The organism is Kitasatospora sp. NPDC004289 (assembly GCF_053602875.1).
The window spans coordinates 1-15,336 of the sequence record NZ_JBSGEL010000081.1 but is presented as its reverse complement, the minus strand read 5'-3'; the positions used below and the strand labels follow the sequence as shown (position 1 = coordinate 15,336).

The following is a 15,336-nucleotide window of genomic DNA, read 5'->3' as shown; positions in this document are numbered from 1 at the left end:
GGCCGGTGCAGAGGACCGACCACCGGCCCGGATGCGGGAGTTACTCCACTGGGGGCTGCCCGCGCTGGCCCTGCTGCTCGGCCTGGCGATGGCCGCCGCCGGATGGAGCGTGCGCGCCGGGGCCGGTGACCGGGACCTGGACGGGACGGACCCGGCCGCCCGGGAGCAGGTGGTCGGGCAGGTGGAGGCCGCCCTCGGGCGGGCCTTCTCCTACAGCGCCGACCAAGACGAGGCGGGGCGGTCGGCCGCCCGTGCCGCGTTCACCGGTGCGGCCGAGGAGCAGTACCGCCGGCTGAGCGAGCAACTCCGTGGCTGGACGGCCGAGCAGCGGCTCACCCTCACCACCCGTGCGGTGGCCACCGGGGTGATCCGGCTGACCGGTGACCGGGCCGAGCTGCTGGTGCTGCTCGACCAGAGCGCCCGTCGCGGTGCGGACCCGCCGGTCCTCACCGGCGCCCAACTCCGCGTCACCGCGCGCCCGGTGGACGGCCACTGGGTGATCAGCGACCTGACCTCGCTCTGAAGACCTCGACCACCACCGGAGGAAGACCCGTGCGACGCCGCCCCCGCCCCGTGCGCCCGATCCGTGAACGCCTGCAGCTGCTCGCCGTCGCCCTGCTGGCCGTCACCACCCTGCTGGCGGCCTGGGGCGGCTGGTCCTGGTACGCCGCCGCCCACGACCGCACCGGCGAGCTGGCCCGGGCCAGGGACCAGGTGCTGGCCGCCGGGGAGCAGGCGGTGCAGAACCTCAACACCCTCGACCACGCTGCGCTGGCCCCGGGCCTGGACCTCTGGGAACGCTCCACCACCGGTGAGCTGCACGCCCAACTGGTGCAGGGGCGGGGCGAGTTCGAGAAGCAGGTGCAGCAGGCCCAGTCCACCACCACCGCCCGGGTGCTGGACGGCGCCGTCACCGAGCTTGACGAGCGGACCGGCCAGGCGGCCGTCATGGTCGCGGTCCGGATCACCGTCCGCACCGCCAAGGAGACCCAGCCCACCAGCAAGGACAGCCGGATGCTGGCCCGTCTGACCAGGACCGCCGAGGGCTGGAAGCTCAGCGCCCTCGGGCAGGCCCCGATGGGCACCACCACCACCGGCCGGTAAGGAGCGAGCAGCGATGTCCACCACCACCCGACACCTGATCAACCGTCAGCGCCGCCTGGCCGCGGCCGCCCGGCCCCCGGCGACGGCCGTCCCGTCCGCTGCCCCGGCCCCCGTCCCCGCCCCGGCGCACCGCCGCCGCCGTCGGCTGCCGGCCGTGCTGCTCGCCCTCGCCCTGCTGCTCGCGGCCTTCGCCGCCTACGCCTCCTACGCCGCCGCCGGGCTGCGGGCCGACTCCGGGCGACACAACACGGCGCTCACCGACCCGGCCCGGACCAGCGAGGCCAAGGGGCAGCTCAGCGAGGCGGTGAACGCCCTCTTCTCCTACGACCACGCCGACCCGGCGCGCACCGACCGGGCCGCGGCCCGCTACCTGACCGGCGGCGCGGTGGAGCGGCACAAGGCGCTGCTCGCCGAGGTCCGGACCCAGGCCGAGGCGAAGAAGCTGGTGCTCACCACCACCGTCACCGACGCCGCCGTCTCGGCCCTGGACGGCGACCGGGCCCGGCTGCTGGTCTTCGCCGACCAGCGCAACACCAGCACCGCCGCCGACGCCAAGGGCGGGCCGACCTACTCGGCCGCGATGTTCGCCCTGGACGCTGTCCGCTCCGGCGGGGGTTGGCGGATCGAGGCCATCGACACCTTCGGCCGGTGAACCGGCGGCCACCCTGACGGGACGTCAAGGAGGCGGGGCCGTGGCGTGCGGAAATGGCGGAGAAGTGTTCGTGCGGTGACTGGTACGTTCAGGGGCCTGATCATCGATCGCCAGAAGGACCCTGCATGACGACGCAAGCCCCGCCGCCGGACGCCACCGACCCGTGGTCGCCACCGGCCGCGGACGCGGCACCGGCCGAGCCGGCCGTCGCCCCCCAGCCCGCTCCCGGGTACGGCCCCGTCCCGCCTCCGGTCCCGGGCCAGTACCCCGGCGGTGCGCCCGGCGTCCCGCCGTACTGGCCGCCCTACCCGATGGTGGCGCCGCAGCCGCGCAACGGGCCCGGGATCGCGGCGCTGGTGCTCGGCATCGTCGCCGTGGTGATGGTGCTGGTGGTCCTCCTGTTCTGGGTCGCCTGGCTGCCCGCGCTGATCGCGGTGGTGCTCGGCGGCATCGGACTGCGCAACGTCCGCAGGGGTCTGGCGACCAACCGGGGCATGGCCCTGGCCGGGGTGGTCCTCGGCGTCCTGGGCCTGCTCGGCGCCGTCGTCGAGGGCGGCTTCGTCGCCTGGGCCGCGCACGAGGCCGTCCAGGAGCGCAAGGCCGAGGAGAACGCCGCGCGCCAGAGGGCCGAGGCCGAGATCAAGCGGCTGGACGAGGAGCGCGAGCGCCGCCGCAAGGAGGCCGAGGAGAAGGCGGCGAAGGAGGCCGCGGAGGAGCGGGCCCGGCAGCTGATCTTCGGTCAGAGCTACACCTACCCCGACGGTCTGAAGATCACCGTGTCGAGCCCGGAGCCCTACGCGGTGGACCGGTACACCAGGCTGCTCGACGGGGCCAAGGCCTTCCAGGTGACCATCACCGTCGTCAACACCGGCTCGCAGCCGGCCAAGATCGCCGGCCTGCCCACCGTGCGCGAACCGAGCGGCAACTGGTACCAGCTGCTGATCGACGGCAGCGGACGGGCGAAGTTCCTCAGCTCCGACCCGCTCCAGCCCGGCCAGCAGAGCGTCGGCAAGTACGCCTACGCCGTCCTGGTCGCCCCCGAGCAGCTCACGGTCGAGTACACCCCCGACCTCGTCGGCCACAAGACCGCCCGGTGGAGCACCACCGACCGCTCCGGCTCGGTCTGACGCTCCGCCACGTTCCCGCACACGAACCGCCAGAAGGACCCCGCATGACCACTCCCGCCCCGCTGCCCGACGCCCCCGGCACCCCCGACGCCCCCGAGGCGGCGGCACCGGCCGAGGTCCCCGCCGCGCCCCCCGCTCCTGCCGCCAACCCGTTCGCCGCGCCCGACGGACAGCCCGGGAACGAGGCGTCCGGGAACGAGGCGCCCGGGAACGGGGTGCCCGGCCAGGCGCCCCCGTACCCGGGAGCGGTCCCGTACTGGCCGCACCCCTACCCGATGCCGGCGGCGCCCCGGAACGGGCTGGGCGTCTCGGCCATGGTGCTCGGCATCGTGGGCACCGTGATGGCGCTGACCTACGTGCTGTTCTGGGTGGCCTGGCTGCCCGCGCTGGTCGGCCTGGTCCTCGGCGTGGTCGCGATGGGCCAGGTCCGCAAGGGCGTCGCGACGAACCGGGGCACGGCGCTGGCCGGGGTGGTCCTCGGCGTCTCGGGCCTGCTGCTCTCGGCGGCCGGTGGCGGGTTCTTCGCCTGGCAGGTGCACGAGGCGAGGCAGGAGGTGAAGGCGACGGAGAACGCCGCCCGGGAGCGGATCGAGGCCCAGGAGAAGCAGCGGCAGGCCGACCTGGAGAAGCGGCGCGCCGAGATCGAGGAGCAGCGCAAGCGGACCGAGGCCGAGCAGGAGCGGAAGGCCGCGGAGGAGCGGTCCCGGCACCTGGCCTTCGGCCAGAGCTACACCACCCCGGACGGCCTGAGGTTCACGGTGGAGAAGCCGGGGCCGTTCTCCCCGGACGAGTTCGCCCAGGGGATCGCCAAGGGCGACAAGGTGGTGGAGGTGGTCATCACGGTGACCAACACCACCGGTGAGCAGCGCACCATGCAGTTCAACTACCTCAAGCTCACGGACGGCGTGGGCGGCCGCGCCGAGACCGTGGTCGACGGCAGCGGGCGGCACCAGCCGCTGGGCCGCTCCGTCCCGGCCGGGCAGACGATGACCGGCCGGGAGGCCTTCGCCGTTCCGCCCGGCGCGACGGACAAGGTCGAGGTCTCCTTCGACTACGACCTGACGAACCGCCGGACCATCTACTGGACCGGCTCGCTCTGACCTCCCGTCAGCGGGTGGGCAGGTAGTAGGGCCGCTGGTGGGCGGCGACCGGGGGCGACTGGTAGGCCCAGGCCGCCGTGGCGGGGGTGTCGCCGAGCAGGGCGGCCAGGTCCTGGCCGACCGGCGAGTCGGGGGCGTGCAGGGCCAGGCGGGTACCGGTGCCCTCCAGGTCGTACCAGGTGCCGGGGTGGTGGACCGCCATCGGGCCGGCCAGCGCCCGGCCCTCCGCGGTGGTGCCGTAGCCGGTGATCGGCGTGTGGTTGACCACGGCGGACGGACGGTCCGTCAGGTCGACCTCGAAGGAGAGCAGCGGCCCGCTCCCGTCCCGGCAGTCCACCCGCCAGGTGCGGCCGTCCTCCGGGCCGTTCGGCGAGGGCATCAGGGAATCGAAGCTCCCCGGGTACTTGGGTTCGGCGTACAGGCGGCGGCCGGCGTCGATCGCCAGCGGGTTGTCGCAGAGCACGTGGATCCGGGCGATGCCGGTCAGCCCGGTCCGCTCCCAGCCGTGGGCGTACTGGCGGTACGTCAGCTCGGGGAGCCGGTCGGCCGCGTCGGCGGGGTGCGCCAGCAGGTTGACCTCGATCTCCTGGGTGATGCCGCCGCCGCCCGGGTACTGCGCGAAGTACAGCTGGTAGTTGACGGAGACCACCGCGCTGCCCTCGAACTCGGCGGCGGCCAGGGCCGGGTGGTGCTTGCCCAGCAGGGCGCGGACCGGGCCCGGGTCGACCAGGAAGTCCAGGCCGACCATGTGCAGCGCGCCGTAGTGGAACGGCACCCGGTACGGCTCGGGGACGGGCGGCAGGGGCAGGGGGCTCATCGGGGCACTCCGGTGGGCGAGACGGTGGCGGGGCGGTCGCGCTCGGCCAGCTCGGCCTCGATCCGCTCGGTGGAGCGCAGGGCCAGCGCGGCCATGGTCAGGGTCGGGTTGGAGGTGGCCACCGAGGGCATCGAGCCGCAACCGACCGCGTACAGGCCGGGGTGGTCCCAGCAGCGCTGCCACTGGTCCACCACCGAGTCGGCGGGGGAGTGGCCCATCAGGTGGGTGCCCGCGCCGTGCCCGGCGCCCCGGTAGGCGTAGGCGCGGCCGTCCCGCTCGAAGCGCCCGGGCCACAGGGCGGCCGGCGAGTAGTCGGTGTGGTCCTCGGCGCCGAGCAGGGCGAAGAGCTGGTCGGAGACGGCCGCGGCGGCGGCCATGCCGTCCCGGACGTACGCGTCGACGTCGTAGCGGACCACCGGGCGGGGCAGGCCGAGCGGATCCCGCAGGGTCGGGTGCAGGGTGATCCGGTTGGCCGGGTCCGGCGGCTGGTCCAGCTCGAACTGCAGGGCGAACTGACGGCCGATCCGGTCCGTCACGGCGGCCCGCAGCTCCGGGCCGAAGTGCCCGTGCCCGTCCGGCCCGCCCTCGCGCAGCAGCCGGGCGATCTCGCCCGAGGGGGCGCCGGCGGCCCAGGCCCAGCCCCAGTTGCCGATCTCCACCCGGAACCCGGCGCGGCGGGCCCGGCCCGCCCCGGTGCGGAAGCCCTCCAGACCGGAGGTCGAGCCCGGTCCGCGGTAGGGGCCGGTCTGATCGGGCATCAGGCCCCAGGTGAGCAGCACCGGGTGGTCCATCAGGTTGCGCCCCAGCTGGCCGCTGCGGTTCGCCAGGCCGGAGAGCAGCAGCAGCTTGGCGTTCTCGACGGCGTGCGCGGTGAGCACCACCACGTCGGCCGTGGCGGCGCGGCGCCGGACCTCGCCCCGGTGGTCCAGCCACTCCACGCCGGTGGCCCGGCCGGTGCCGTCCACCAGCACCCGGCTCACCACGGCCTGCTCCACCAGGGTCACCGAGCGGGCCCAGCCGCCCTGGGTGCGCAGCGGCGTGTACTTGGCGCCCGAGGGGCAGTGCGGGATGCAGGACGCGTGCCCCTGGCAGCGGCTCTCCGGGTCGGGGCGGCCGTCCGCTCCCTGCGGCAGGAAGCCGCGGCCGCGGTCGTAGCCGGGGTGGGGGAGCCCGTTGCGGGCCTGCGGGGTGCCGGTGACCCGCAGCTCGACCAGCTCTCCGGTGACCGGGTCGGTGACCTTGCGGGTGTCCAGCTTGCAGGCCATCACGGTGTCGAGGTGACTGGGCGGCAGGGCGCGCATCGGGTAGACGTACCCGTCCGGGTACTCCAGGCCGAGCTGCTCGCGCTGCTCGGTGACGTCCGCGCAGACGCCCAACTCCCGCTCCGCCTCGCGGTACCAGGGCTCCAGGGCGGTGTAGTCCAGCGGCCAGTCCCGCCCCCGGCCGTAGCGCGAGGGGCGGAAGTCCTCCGGCAGCATCCGCGGGGCCAGCCCCGTCCAGACGTTCCCGGTGCCGCCGGTGGCGCGCAGGTAGCCGCTGCCGTACGGGAGCGGTCCGGCCTGCACCAGGTAGCCGCCGGGCGCGGGCGGGTCGGTGACCTCCGGCCAGGGCGCGCCGGCGGTCTGCGGGAAGGCGAGGGTCGGCAGCTTGAGCGGCCCGGCCGACTGCGCCGCCAGCAGCTCGGCCGTACCGGGCGGCCGGGCCCCGGCCTCCAGCACCAGCACCCGCCGGCCGAGCGCACCGAGCCGGGCGGCCACCAGGGAGCCCGCCACCCCGGAGCCGACCACGATCACGTCGTAGTGCCGGTCCGCGGCCCCGGCGCTCACGGCCGGGCCCCCGGCACCGGCGGCTGCGACCAGCCGCCGAAGCCGTCCGCCCCGGCGCCCGGGGCGTGGGTGCCGACGGCTCGCCAGACCAGCCCGGCCTCGTACGCCCGCGCCGAGACCGGGACGGGCAGCCCGCCGCCCAGCGCCCAGCTGCCGGTGTACCAGAGCAGGGCGAGCGCCCGGGCGCCGTCCAGCGGCGCACCCGGGCGGGCGCCGTCCCGCAGCACCTGCCGCAGCCCCTCGGGGCCGAGTTCGCGCAGGGCCACCGCGCGGTACTCCCCGGCCCGGCCGGTGGCGATCAGCTCGCCCTCGGTGTGGCCCGTCAATTCCGCCGAGACGGCCAGGAACCGGGCCGTCTCCTCTTCTTCGCACCACGCTGACACGGGCCGTCACCTCCGCCGACAGTTCGTCAGGACACTGTCCGCAATCGCTGCCCCGGTGGGGGGAGCTCATGCACGGCGGGATGAGGATGGCGCGATTCCGCCCTCCCGGGGCAGGACCGGTACCCGGCCGTGTCAGGTCGGAGACGTTCCGGGAATACCGTCGGAGTACGGACGGAGCTACTGCGGGGGTGGCGTGATGGAGGGTCAGGGACGGGGAGCGCGGCTGTGGGCGTTCCTGCGGTGGTTGCTCCGGCCGGTCGGAGGGTGGGACCGGCCGCACTCGCCCGCGGCGGAGGAGTCCCGGAGCCGGTGGTGGCCCTTCTGAGCCGACGGGGCGGGCCGCCGGAACGGATCCGGTGGCCCGCCCCGTCCGGAGGGGTCAGCGCTGGGCGCGGCGCTCGGCCTTGGCGGCGGCCTCCGCCTCGTCCTCGGCCTCCGCCTGCTCCAGGGTGGGAGCGGTGCCGCCGAGGTGGGCGGGCATCCACCAGGTGTCGTCCGGACCGGCCGGCTTGCCCGGGTACTCGCGCTGGGCGCGGTCGAGCATCTCGGTCATCGCGGCCCGCAGGCGCCGGGTGACCATCACCGGCTTGTCCTCGGGGGTCAGCACGATCGGCTCGCCGATCATGATGGTGACCGGGACGTGACGCTTGGTCAGGGTCTTGGGCCGGCCCTTGGTCCACAGCTGCTGGGTGCCCCAGAGCACCACCGGCAGCAGCGGGGTCCCGGAGTCGGCCGCCATCCGGGCCGCGCCGGTCTTGAACTTCTTCAGGGTGAACGAGCGGCTGATGGTCGCCTCGGGGAACACCCCGACCACCTCGCCCTCGCGCAGCGCCTTGACCGCCGCCTCGTACGCGGGCTGGCCGTCGGCGCGGTCCACCGGGATGTGCTTCATGCCGCGCATCAGCGGGCCGGAGACGGCGTGCTTGAAGACGTCGTCCTTGGCCATGAAGCGGGTCTTGCGCCTGCCGCCCTTGAAGGCGCCGAGGCCGGCGAAGAGGAAGTCCAGGTAGCTGATGTGATTGCTCACCAGCACCGCGCCGCCCTCGGCGGGGATGTGCTCGGCGCCGACGATCTCGATCCGGCAGTCCAGCGCTCTGAAGGCGGTCAGCGCCGCCGCGATCACCGGCGGGTAGACGAACTCTGCCACGGTCAGCCCTACTTCCAGCGGGCCTGGGCCCGGTCGGGTGGCCCCGGGGTGCGGGTGGGGCCGACCGGAGGCGGGCACGCCGCGGTGGCCACGGGGTGATACAGGCGCATGATCCCCCGAAGCGGGGGTCGATGTCACGCCGGTCCGCGCCGTGGCCGCCGCGGCGGGCGGGATCGCGGGTGCTCAGCCGCCGGGGCGGAGTTGGTTCCGGCGCAGCAGGAGGTACATCTCACAGCCGAGGCAGTAGCCGAAGGCCGCGTTCAGGAAGGCGGCGCCGAGCGCCGCAGCGGTGGCCGCCAGGCCCAGCACCGGCGCTCCGGCGAGGTACCCGACGGTGCCGACCAGGGCGAACGCGAGGCCGACCCCCTGGGCGAAGCGGGGCGGGCGGTCGTCCTCCAGCTCGGCCGGCGGGCCGAGCCGCGGGCGGACGGCCACCCGGTAGAGCCATCCGTAGGGGGAGCGGCCCGCGAGGGAGAGGGCGAAGACGGCGGCCTGGGCGGCCAGCGGCCACCAGCTGCCGGTGACCAGGACGGCGGCCAGGACGAGGGAGGTGAGCGCGGCGGCGAAGCGCGGCCCGCGCGGGTCGATCTGCACGTGGACTCCGAGGTGACGGAACGGACTGCGAGCTGACGGAGTCTCAGCGACAGTGGCTCGTCGTGACCCGGCACAGGTCGATCACTCGACGGCGGGTCAGACGGGCGGAGTCCATGGACCGGATCGTACGCCCGGCGGCGGGTGCGGCCCAGGGGTGTCCGGCAGGTGGTCGCGGGCGGCCCCGGGGCCGGGGGCGTGACCGCCTTCCGGGTGAGATGCCGCACACTGGTGCGGTGACCGGGTTGTGGGTGTGCGTCGGAGTGCTGGTGCTCGCGGGCGGATTCGGCCTGGCGAGGAAGCGGTGGGACGGGAGGGTGAAGGTGCGGACCAAGGACGCCTCGCAGGTGCTGGTGGCGGACGAGCTGGGCGCGGAGCTCGGGGAGCGGGCCACCCTGGTGCAGTTCTCCACCGCCTTCTGCCAGCCCTGCCGGGCCACCAAGCGGGTGCTAGGCGAGGTGGCCCAGATGGTGCCGGGCGTGGCGCACGTGGAGGTGGACGCCGAGCTCAACCTCGACCTGGTCCGTCGGCTGGACATCCTGCGCACACCGACCGTCCTGGTCCTGGACGCGGCCGGCCGGGTGGTCCGCCGCGCCTCCGGCCAGCCCCGCCGCGCGGACGTCATAGCCGCCCTGGGCGAGGCGATCTGACGGAGGGTCCGAGCCCCCGGCCGCTCGGGTGGATCTTGTCAATACCGTCCGATCTCGTTCAATCTCACAGCGGATCGGCCGCCCCGTCAGGGGGTACGCGGCGCCGCCTGGGGCAGGATGGGGCGCAGACGGCAGTGCGGTCGTCCTGGGGCCCTCCGGGCCGTGGGCGGCACGGGGTGCGGAGCGCCCGGCCGGACTGCGGCAGAGCTAAGCTACTGGCCAGTAGTGACGGCTAAGCTACTCGCGAGTATGCTGCCAGCAAGTTCCGGACGGGCACAGGAATCCGCTGCCCGGAGTGGGTGCGTGGCGTGTTCGCATCCACTCGCGCGGCCGCTGCCGCCGGACGAGACCAGTACAGGAGACAGGCCGTGAGCTTGAGGATCGTTGTCTGTGTGAAGTACGTGCCCGACGCGACCGGTGACCGTCGCTTCGCGGACGACACCACCACCGACCGGGACGCCGTCGACGGCCTCCTGTCGGAGCTGGACGAGTACGGCGTGGAGCAGGCGCTCCGCATCGCCGAGGCCCACGGCGACGCCGAGGTGACCGTCCTCACCGTCGGCCCGGACGACGCCAAGGACGCGCTGCGCAAGGCGCTGTCGATGGGCGCCGACAAGGCCGTCCACGTGAACGACGACGACATCCACGGCACCGACGTGATCGGCACCTCGGCGATCGTCGCCAAGGCCCTGGAGAACGTCGGCTACGACCTGGTCGTCTGCGGCATGGCCTCCACCGACGGCACCATGGGCGTCCTGCCGGCCCTGCTCGCCGAGCGCCTGGGCGTCCCGCAGGCCACCCTGCTCTCCGAGGTCTCCCTGGAGGGCACCACGGTCAAGGGCCGCCGCGACGGCGACGCCGCCACCGAGCAGCTCGAGGCCGAGCTGCCGGCCGTGATCTCGGTCACCGACCAGTCCGGCGAGGCCCGTTACCCCTCCTTCAAGGGGATCATGGCCGCCAAGAAGAAGCCGGTCCAGTCGCTGGACCTGGACGACCTGGGCATCGAGGCGGACGAGGTCGGCCTGGCCGGCTCCTGGACCGCAGTCGAGGCCATTGCGGCCCGCCCGGCCCGTACCGCCGGCACCATCGTCAAGGACGAGGGCGAGGGCGGCAAGGCGCTGGCCTCCTACCTGGCCGAGCAGAAGTTCATCTGACCACCCGTTAGTGCCCCACGATCCATCAGGAGCAAGAAATCATGGCTGAGATCCTGGTTCTCGTGGACCACGCCGACGGTGTGGTCCGCAAGCCGGCCCTCGAACTGCTGACCCTGGCCCGCCGCATCGGCGAGCCCTCGGCGGTCGTCCTGGGCGCCGGTGCCGCCGCCGCCGACATCGCCGCCAAGGCGGGCGAGTTCGGTGCGGCCAAGGTGTACGTCGCCGACGCCGACGAGTTCACCTCCCAGCTGGTCGTCCCCAAGGTCGACGCGCTGACCCAGATCGCCAAGGCCTCCGGTGCCGCGGCCGTCCTGGTCACCTCCTCCGGCGAGGGCAAGGAGGTCGCGGCCCGCGTGGCGCTGCGCCTCGAGTCCGGCATCATCACCGACGCGGTGGACCTGGAGGCCGGCGACGGCGGTCCGGTCGCCACCCAGTCGGTCTTCGCGGCCTCCTTCCAGGTCAAGTCGAAGGTCTCCAAGGGCACCCCGGTCATCACCGTGAAGCCGAACTCGACCAGCCCCGAGGCCGCCCCGGCCGCCGGCGCCGTCGAGAACGTCGCGGTCGAGTTCACCGGCAAGGCCGCCAAGGTCACCGCCCGCACCGCCCGCGTCTCCTCCGGCCGCCCGGAGCTGACCGAGGCCGCGATCGTGGTCTCCGGTGGCCGCGGCGTCGGTGCCGCCGAGGGCTTCGGCGTGGTCGAGGAGCTGGCCGACGCGCTCGGCGCGGCCGTCGGTGCCTCGCGCGCCGCCGTCGACGCCGGCTGGTACCCGCACACCAACCAGGTCGGCCAGACCGGCAAGCAGGTCTCCCCGCAGCTGTACGTCGCGGCGGGCATCTCCGGCGCGATCCAGCACCGGGCCGGCATGCAGACCTCGAAGACCATCGTGGCCATCAACAAGGACCCCGAGGCCCCGATCTTCGAGCTGGTCGACTACGGCGTGGTCGGCGACCTGTTCGCCGTCCTGCCGCAGCTCACCGCCGAGGTGAAGGCCCGCAAGGGCTGAGCCCGCCTCCAGGCACCCGGAGCCCCCGTCGGAGCGTCACGCTCCGGCGGGGGCTCCGCCGTTCCCGCGAGCGGGCCCTTCCCGGAGGGCCCGGCCGCAGGCCGGTGGGCCGGCAGGCCGGTGGGTCAGTGGGCCGGTGGGTCAGTGGGTCAGGACCGCGTCCGGGCGCGGCCGGAGATCACCGTGCGGGACCGCGGCCACCCCGGGCACCCCGGACACCGCGGACACCGGGGCCTGAGGGGCCGTCAGCCGCCAGCAGGTCGGGGCGTCCTCCCGGCCGAGGTCGTAGAGGCGGTACTCGGTGCGCGGGCCCGTGGCGGTGGCCAGGGTCGACTGGAGCAGCACCTGGTCCCCGTCGGTGACGGTCCGTTCCAGCCGCCGGGTGCCGGTCCGCAGCTGCCGGGGTCCGTACCCGTGCGCGCCGAACCGGCCGCACAGCCGCTCGGCGTACGCGAACTCGCCCTCGGCGCCGAGCAGCGCCAGCGCCCGTTCGGTGAGGCGCCGATGGGAATCGGGGGCCGGGATCTCGTAGCGCCGCAGGTGGAGCGGGGCGAAGGGCCGCTCCGGCAGGGCGCCCAGGGCGTCCCAGTGCTCGACCAGCAGGCCGTCGTGCACCCGGAACAGGTCGACCGCGCCGAGCGGGCCGCCGGGCAGGCCCTCGCAGACGCCGACCAGGACGAGGAGCTCGCCCTCGCACAGGGTCAGTTCGAGGCCGTACCGGAAGTCCGGCGGCAGTCCGGTGAGGACGGCGCCGAGCCGGTCGGCCGGGCCGGGGTCGGTCACGGCCCCGTGCTCGCGGTAGTGCGGGGCGCACAGGGCGTCGGCCGCCGCCCGGTCCAGGGTGTCGAAGGCTCGCTCGATCCGGCGGGCCAGATGGTGCGTCACACCGATCTCCTCGGCTCTGTCGTGGCGGCGCCCCGGAGTGTGCGGGGCGCGGGCTCCGGCACGTGGCGGCCGGGCCACTCTGATGCATCGGGTGGGACGGGGGACGACTCCAGTGGTCCAGGGGGAGTGGTGTGTCAAGACTGGCGCGCCGTCAAGAGGTCGTGCACCCACGGTTCTGCGGGGCGATCGCGGAGTGCGGGGAGCGGCGCACCACCGGTGCGTGCTCCCCTGCGCCGATGAACCACCGTTCGCTGGGCGCTCACCGGCTCGTTCCACCGGGCATGACGGGATCGGCACCCCGCCGCCCGGCAGGTCGAACAGTGGAGGCCGCCATGCCCCGCACACCCCAGGACAACGCGGCCCTGCGCCTGCTGCTGGCGCAGGCCGGCTGGACCGGGGAGGAGTTCGCCCGGGCCGTCAACGCCGTCGGGCGGGAGAGCGGACTGCGCCTGCACTACCAGCGGGCCTCGGTCAGCCAGTGGCTCAGCGGTACCCGGCCCAGGCCGCCGGTGCCGCTGCTGATCGCCGAGGCGCTCTCCCGGCGGCTGGGGCGGCCGGTCGACCCCGTCGAGGCCGGGCTGGCCGGGGCGGGAGGTTTTGGGGCGGGAGGTGCCGGGTCGGGAGGTGTCGGGTCTGACGGGGCGTCCTCCGACGGGACGTCGGGGGACGGGGCGGAGGCTCGGTACGCGCCGGGGCTGCTGCGGGCCGGGGCCGCGGTGTACCGCACCGCGGACCTGGAGCTGCTGCCGCCGAGGCCCGGGGTGGTCCGCCCCCGGCGCCCGGTGGAGGGCGGCGGCGAGCGGCTCGGCGGACGGCACGTGGCCTGTGTCGAGGAGCTGACCGCACAGTTCTCGTACAGCGACCACCTGACCGGCTCGGGCACCGTGCTCCGGGCCCTGAGCGGCTTCACCACCAGCGTCGCGCTCCCCTGGCTGCGGCTCAGCGCCAGCCCGGTCACCCGCCGCTCGCTGCTGGGCAGTTGTGCCCGGCTGGTCACCCTCGGCGGCTTCCTGCACCTCGACCACGGGCGGCACGGGACGGCCCAGCGCTGGTACCTCACGGCGGCCGAACTCGCCGACGAGAGCGGTGAACCGAAGACCCTCGCCCTGGTGCTGCGGGCGCTCAGCGTGCAGGCGCACCGGCTCGGCCACCACGAGGCCGCGCTCCGGCTGGCCGATCGGGCACTGTCCGTGGCGGGCCGCTCCGACCCGCGCACGCTGGCCTTACTGCACGGTCAACTCGCCCTGGCCCGCGCCTCGGTGGGCCGGCACCGGGAGGCCGTCGGGGCGATCCGGCAGGCCGAGCGGGAGCTCGACCGGGCCACCGGCCCGTGGCCCAGCATCGGCGGCTACAACGCCGCGGCCCTGGCCCACCAGCGGGCCGAGGTGCGGCAGCGCATCGGCGATCGGGCCGGGGCCCTCACCGATCTGCGGCTTTCCACCCGGCTGAGGCCGGCCCAGGAACCCCGGGCACAGGCGCTGGTGCTCGCCCGGCTCGGGGAACTCCACCTCGAGGCGGGGGAGTTGGACGCCGCCTGCCTGGCCTGGGAACGCTTCCTGAGCCTGCGCACCGGGCTGCGGTCCCGTCGGATCGACGAGGCCCAGGCCGCCATGCGGGCGGCCCTGTTGCCGCACCGGCGCAGCCCGCACGCCTCGCACCTGCTCAACTCCCGCTCCACGGGGGGCTTCCGGCCCTGACCGGGGGAGTCGGAGGTGGTGAGGCGGAGGGAGGTGCGAGGGCGGAGGAGTCGGAGGTGGTGAGGCAGAGGGAGGGCGAGGGCGGGGAAGTCGGAGGTGGTGAGGCAGAGGGAGGTGGGACGGCGGGGAAGTCGGAGGTGGTGAGGCGGAGGGAGGTGGGACGGAGGGAGGTGGGACGGCGGGGGAGTCGGAGGTGGGGAGGCGGGGCGGAGGGAGGTAGGACGGCGAGACGGGGGACGGCGGGTGGTGGGGCGTGCGGTCATGGGGGCGGGGTCCGCCTCGCCTCCTGTTCCGCGTACGCGGAGAACGCGTAGGCGCAGCCCGTCCACACGTGGATCCGGGTGGCGCCGGTCCCGTCGGGGCCGTCTGCGGCTCGCCGCGACGCGTGGGCCACCTGCCCCAGGTCGGTGACGGTGACCACGGGGGCCTCCCAGGTGCCGCCGAGGGCGGCGGTGGCGGTGGTGAGCGCGGCCAGGGGGTCGTCGCGGTCCAGGCCGGTGGGGCCGAGCAGGGCGCGGAGTCCGTCGGAGTCGGTCTGGATCCGGCAGTCCGGCTCGCCGATCCGGGCCCGGACCGTCCGTGCGAGTCGCTCCGCCGAGCCGGGGACGGGCACCTCGGCCTCCACGGCCACGGACACCGCCATGCCGAACAGCTCGTCGAGGAGGCCGCCGAGCTCGACCGCCTCCTCGGGGGTCAGGCCGCCTTCGAGCACCAGGTCCTCGGGTTCGTCGCTCACCCGCGCGACTCTCCCAGCCGGGATCCCGGGCGGCAATGCCTTTCCCGCCCGGGCCGAGGGAGCCACTGGTGACGGGTGGGGCGCACGGGTCGTCGAGGCGAGCGCTCCGACGCTCCGTCAGCACACCACCGTGCGCCCCTGGGGGGAGACGATCCGGGGCCGGTCCGGTTCCGAAGATCACGGGGTGTGCCGGGCGGGGTGTCCGGCCATCGGACCAAGGACGGAGACGGCACGTGCACCGGTCGACGAGGACGGAGTTCTTCCGAACGGAAGGCGCCATGACGGACCAGGTCACCGTGGTGACCGCGTTCGACCACCCGGCGCGGGGCACCGTTCACTGCCCGGCCGCGCCCCTGCTGGCGGCCTGGCTGGAGGCGCTCGGCATCCCGCACGCGACCGGCCCGGTCGTGCCCCGGGGTGAAAACTTGACTGACCGTCCACTGGACGTCCACGGTCAACCTGG

At 74.9% G+C, this 15,336-nt stretch carries 16 protein-coding genes and 1 pseudogene; 10 read left to right on the top strand and 7 right to left on the bottom strand.

Translation table 11 applies throughout. The features are described from left to right. The first annotated feature begins 31 nt into the window (after nucleotides 1-31). The 5 genes from ACWEPF_RS34345 (at nucleotide 32) to ACWEPF_RS34325 (ending at nucleotide 3,983) form a co-directional block, all read left to right on the top strand. Entirely contained in the window at nucleotides 32-523 is a 492-nt protein-coding gene (locus tag ACWEPF_RS34345; protein WP_452175671.1) for a hypothetical protein, read from the top strand. 29 nt (nucleotides 524-552) lie between these two features. After that, a complete protein-coding gene (locus ACWEPF_RS34340) occupies nucleotides 553-1,104 on the top strand; it encodes a hypothetical protein (protein WP_380148699.1) in 552 nt (183 codons plus the stop codon). Between the two features lie 13 nt (nucleotides 1,105-1,117). Beyond that, nucleotides 1,118-1,756 (top strand): hypothetical protein, encoded by a 639-nt coding sequence (locus ACWEPF_RS34335; protein WP_452175670.1) that lies wholly within the window; start codon nucleotides 1,118-1,120, stop codon nucleotides 1,754-1,756. A 125-nt stretch (nucleotides 1,757-1,881) separates the two neighbouring features. Further along, nucleotides 1,882-2,883, top strand: coding sequence for a DUF4190 domain-containing protein (locus ACWEPF_RS34330; RefSeq protein WP_452175669.1), 1,002 nt, complete (start codon nucleotides 1,882-1,884; stop codon nucleotides 2,881-2,883). Nucleotides 2,884-2,927: 44 nt separating this feature from the next. After that, the gene (locus ACWEPF_RS34325) at nucleotides 2,928-3,983 is read left to right on the top strand and encodes a DUF4190 domain-containing protein (protein WP_452175668.1); all 1,056 of its coding nucleotides are present in this window, start codon (nucleotides 2,928-2,930) and stop codon (nucleotides 3,981-3,983) included. 7 nt (nucleotides 3,984-3,990) lie between these two features. On the opposite strand, the gene ACWEPF_RS34320 is transcribed toward ACWEPF_RS34325, so the two are convergent. From ACWEPF_RS34320 to ACWEPF_RS34300, 5 genes are all read right to left on the bottom strand, one after another. Then, on the bottom strand, nucleotides 3,991-4,800 hold the full coding sequence (locus tag ACWEPF_RS34320) for a hypothetical protein (RefSeq protein WP_452175667.1): 810 nt from the start codon (nucleotides 4,798-4,800) through the stop codon (nucleotides 3,991-3,993). Next, the gene (locus ACWEPF_RS34315) at nucleotides 4,797-6,626 is read right to left on the bottom strand and encodes a GMC family oxidoreductase (RefSeq protein WP_452175666.1); all 1,830 of its coding nucleotides are present in this window, start codon (nucleotides 6,624-6,626) and stop codon (nucleotides 4,797-4,799) included. Before ACWEPF_RS34315 ends, ACWEPF_RS34320 begins: the two co-directional genes overlap by 4 nt. Beyond that, on the bottom strand, nucleotides 6,623-7,009 hold the full coding sequence (locus tag ACWEPF_RS34310) for a hypothetical protein (RefSeq protein ID WP_452175665.1): 387 nt from the start codon (nucleotides 7,007-7,009) through the stop codon (nucleotides 6,623-6,625). The genes ACWEPF_RS34315 and ACWEPF_RS34310 overlap by 4 nt, the downstream gene beginning before the upstream one ends. Before the next feature lie 379 nt (nucleotides 7,010-7,388). Further along, a complete protein-coding gene (locus ACWEPF_RS34305) occupies nucleotides 7,389-8,156 on the bottom strand; it encodes a lysophospholipid acyltransferase family protein (protein WP_345289465.1) in 768 nt (255 codons plus the stop codon). A gap of 183 nt (nucleotides 8,157-8,339) precedes the next feature. After that, nucleotides 8,340-8,750 (bottom strand): DUF4395 domain-containing protein, encoded by a 411-nt coding sequence (locus ACWEPF_RS34300; protein ID WP_345289466.1) that lies wholly within the window; start codon nucleotides 8,748-8,750, stop codon nucleotides 8,340-8,342. A 233-nt stretch (nucleotides 8,751-8,983) separates the two neighbouring features. Between ACWEPF_RS34300 and ACWEPF_RS34295 the strand changes: the two genes are divergently transcribed. The 3 genes from ACWEPF_RS34295 (at nucleotide 8,984) to ACWEPF_RS34285 (ending at nucleotide 11,555) form a co-directional block, all read left to right on the top strand. Continuing rightward, on the top strand, nucleotides 8,984-9,397 hold the full coding sequence (locus ACWEPF_RS34295) for a TlpA family protein disulfide reductase (RefSeq protein ID WP_345289467.1): 414 nt from the start codon (nucleotides 8,984-8,986) through the stop codon (nucleotides 9,395-9,397). Nucleotides 9,398-9,765: 368 nt separating this feature from the next. Then, nucleotides 9,766-10,551, top strand: coding sequence for an electron transfer flavoprotein subunit beta/FixA family protein (locus ACWEPF_RS34290; protein ID WP_345289468.1), 786 nt, complete (start codon nucleotides 9,766-9,768; stop codon nucleotides 10,549-10,551). Between the two features lie 41 nt (nucleotides 10,552-10,592). Beyond that, entirely contained in the window at nucleotides 10,593-11,555 is a 963-nt protein-coding gene (locus ACWEPF_RS34285; RefSeq protein ID WP_452175664.1) for an electron transfer flavoprotein subunit alpha/FixB family protein, read from the top strand. A 141-nt stretch (nucleotides 11,556-11,696) separates the two neighbouring features. Here the strand turns inward: ACWEPF_RS34285 and ACWEPF_RS34280 are convergent, their stop codons facing one another. Further along, nucleotides 11,697-12,440, bottom strand: a complete 744-nt coding sequence (locus ACWEPF_RS34280) for a nuclear transport factor 2 family protein (RefSeq protein WP_452175663.1) — start codon at nucleotides 12,438-12,440, stop codon at nucleotides 11,697-11,699. 332 nt (nucleotides 12,441-12,772) lie between these two features. On the opposite strand from ACWEPF_RS34280, the gene ACWEPF_RS34275 reads away from it, so the two are divergent. Then, nucleotides 12,773-14,137, top strand: a complete 1,365-nt coding sequence (locus tag ACWEPF_RS34275; RefSeq protein WP_452175662.1) for a tetratricopeptide repeat protein — start codon at nucleotides 12,773-12,775, stop codon at nucleotides 14,135-14,137. A gap of 259 nt (nucleotides 14,138-14,396) precedes the next feature. On the opposite strand, the gene ACWEPF_RS34270 is transcribed toward ACWEPF_RS34275, so the two are convergent. Continuing rightward, a complete protein-coding gene (locus ACWEPF_RS34270) occupies nucleotides 14,397-14,873 on the bottom strand; it encodes a hypothetical protein (protein WP_452175661.1) in 477 nt (158 codons plus the stop codon). A 278-nt stretch (nucleotides 14,874-15,151) separates the two neighbouring features. Here ACWEPF_RS34270 and ACWEPF_RS34265 point away from each other — a divergent pair. Beyond that, nucleotides 15,152-15,336, top strand: a pseudogene (locus ACWEPF_RS34265) (hypothetical protein); the annotation flags it as partial.

Bases quoted from the DNA above. Each gene is read 5' to 3' on its own strand.
- ACWEPF_RS34345 (WP_452175671.1), top strand. From the start codon at position 32: ATGCGGGAGTTACTCCACTGGGGGCTGCCCGCGCTGGCCCTGCTGCTC.
- ACWEPF_RS34335 (WP_452175670.1), top strand. From the start codon at position 1,118: ATGTCCACCACCACCCGACACCTGATCAACCGTCAGCGCCGCCTGGCC.
- ACWEPF_RS34330 (WP_452175669.1), top strand. From the start codon at position 1,882: ATGACGACGCAAGCCCCGCCGCCGGACGCCACCGACCCGTGGTCGCCA.
- ACWEPF_RS34325 (WP_452175668.1), top strand. From the start codon at position 2,928: ATGACCACTCCCGCCCCGCTGCCCGACGCCCCCGGCACCCCCGACGCC.
- ACWEPF_RS34320 (WP_452175667.1), bottom strand. From the start codon at position 4,800: ATGAGCCCCCTGCCCCTGCCGCCCGTCCCCGAGCCGTACCGGGTGCCG.
- ACWEPF_RS34285 (WP_452175664.1), top strand. From the start codon at position 10,593: ATGGCTGAGATCCTGGTTCTCGTGGACCACGCCGACGGTGTGGTCCGC.
- ACWEPF_RS34275 (WP_452175662.1), top strand. From the start codon at position 12,773: ATGCCCCGCACACCCCAGGACAACGCGGCCCTGCGCCTGCTGCTGGCG.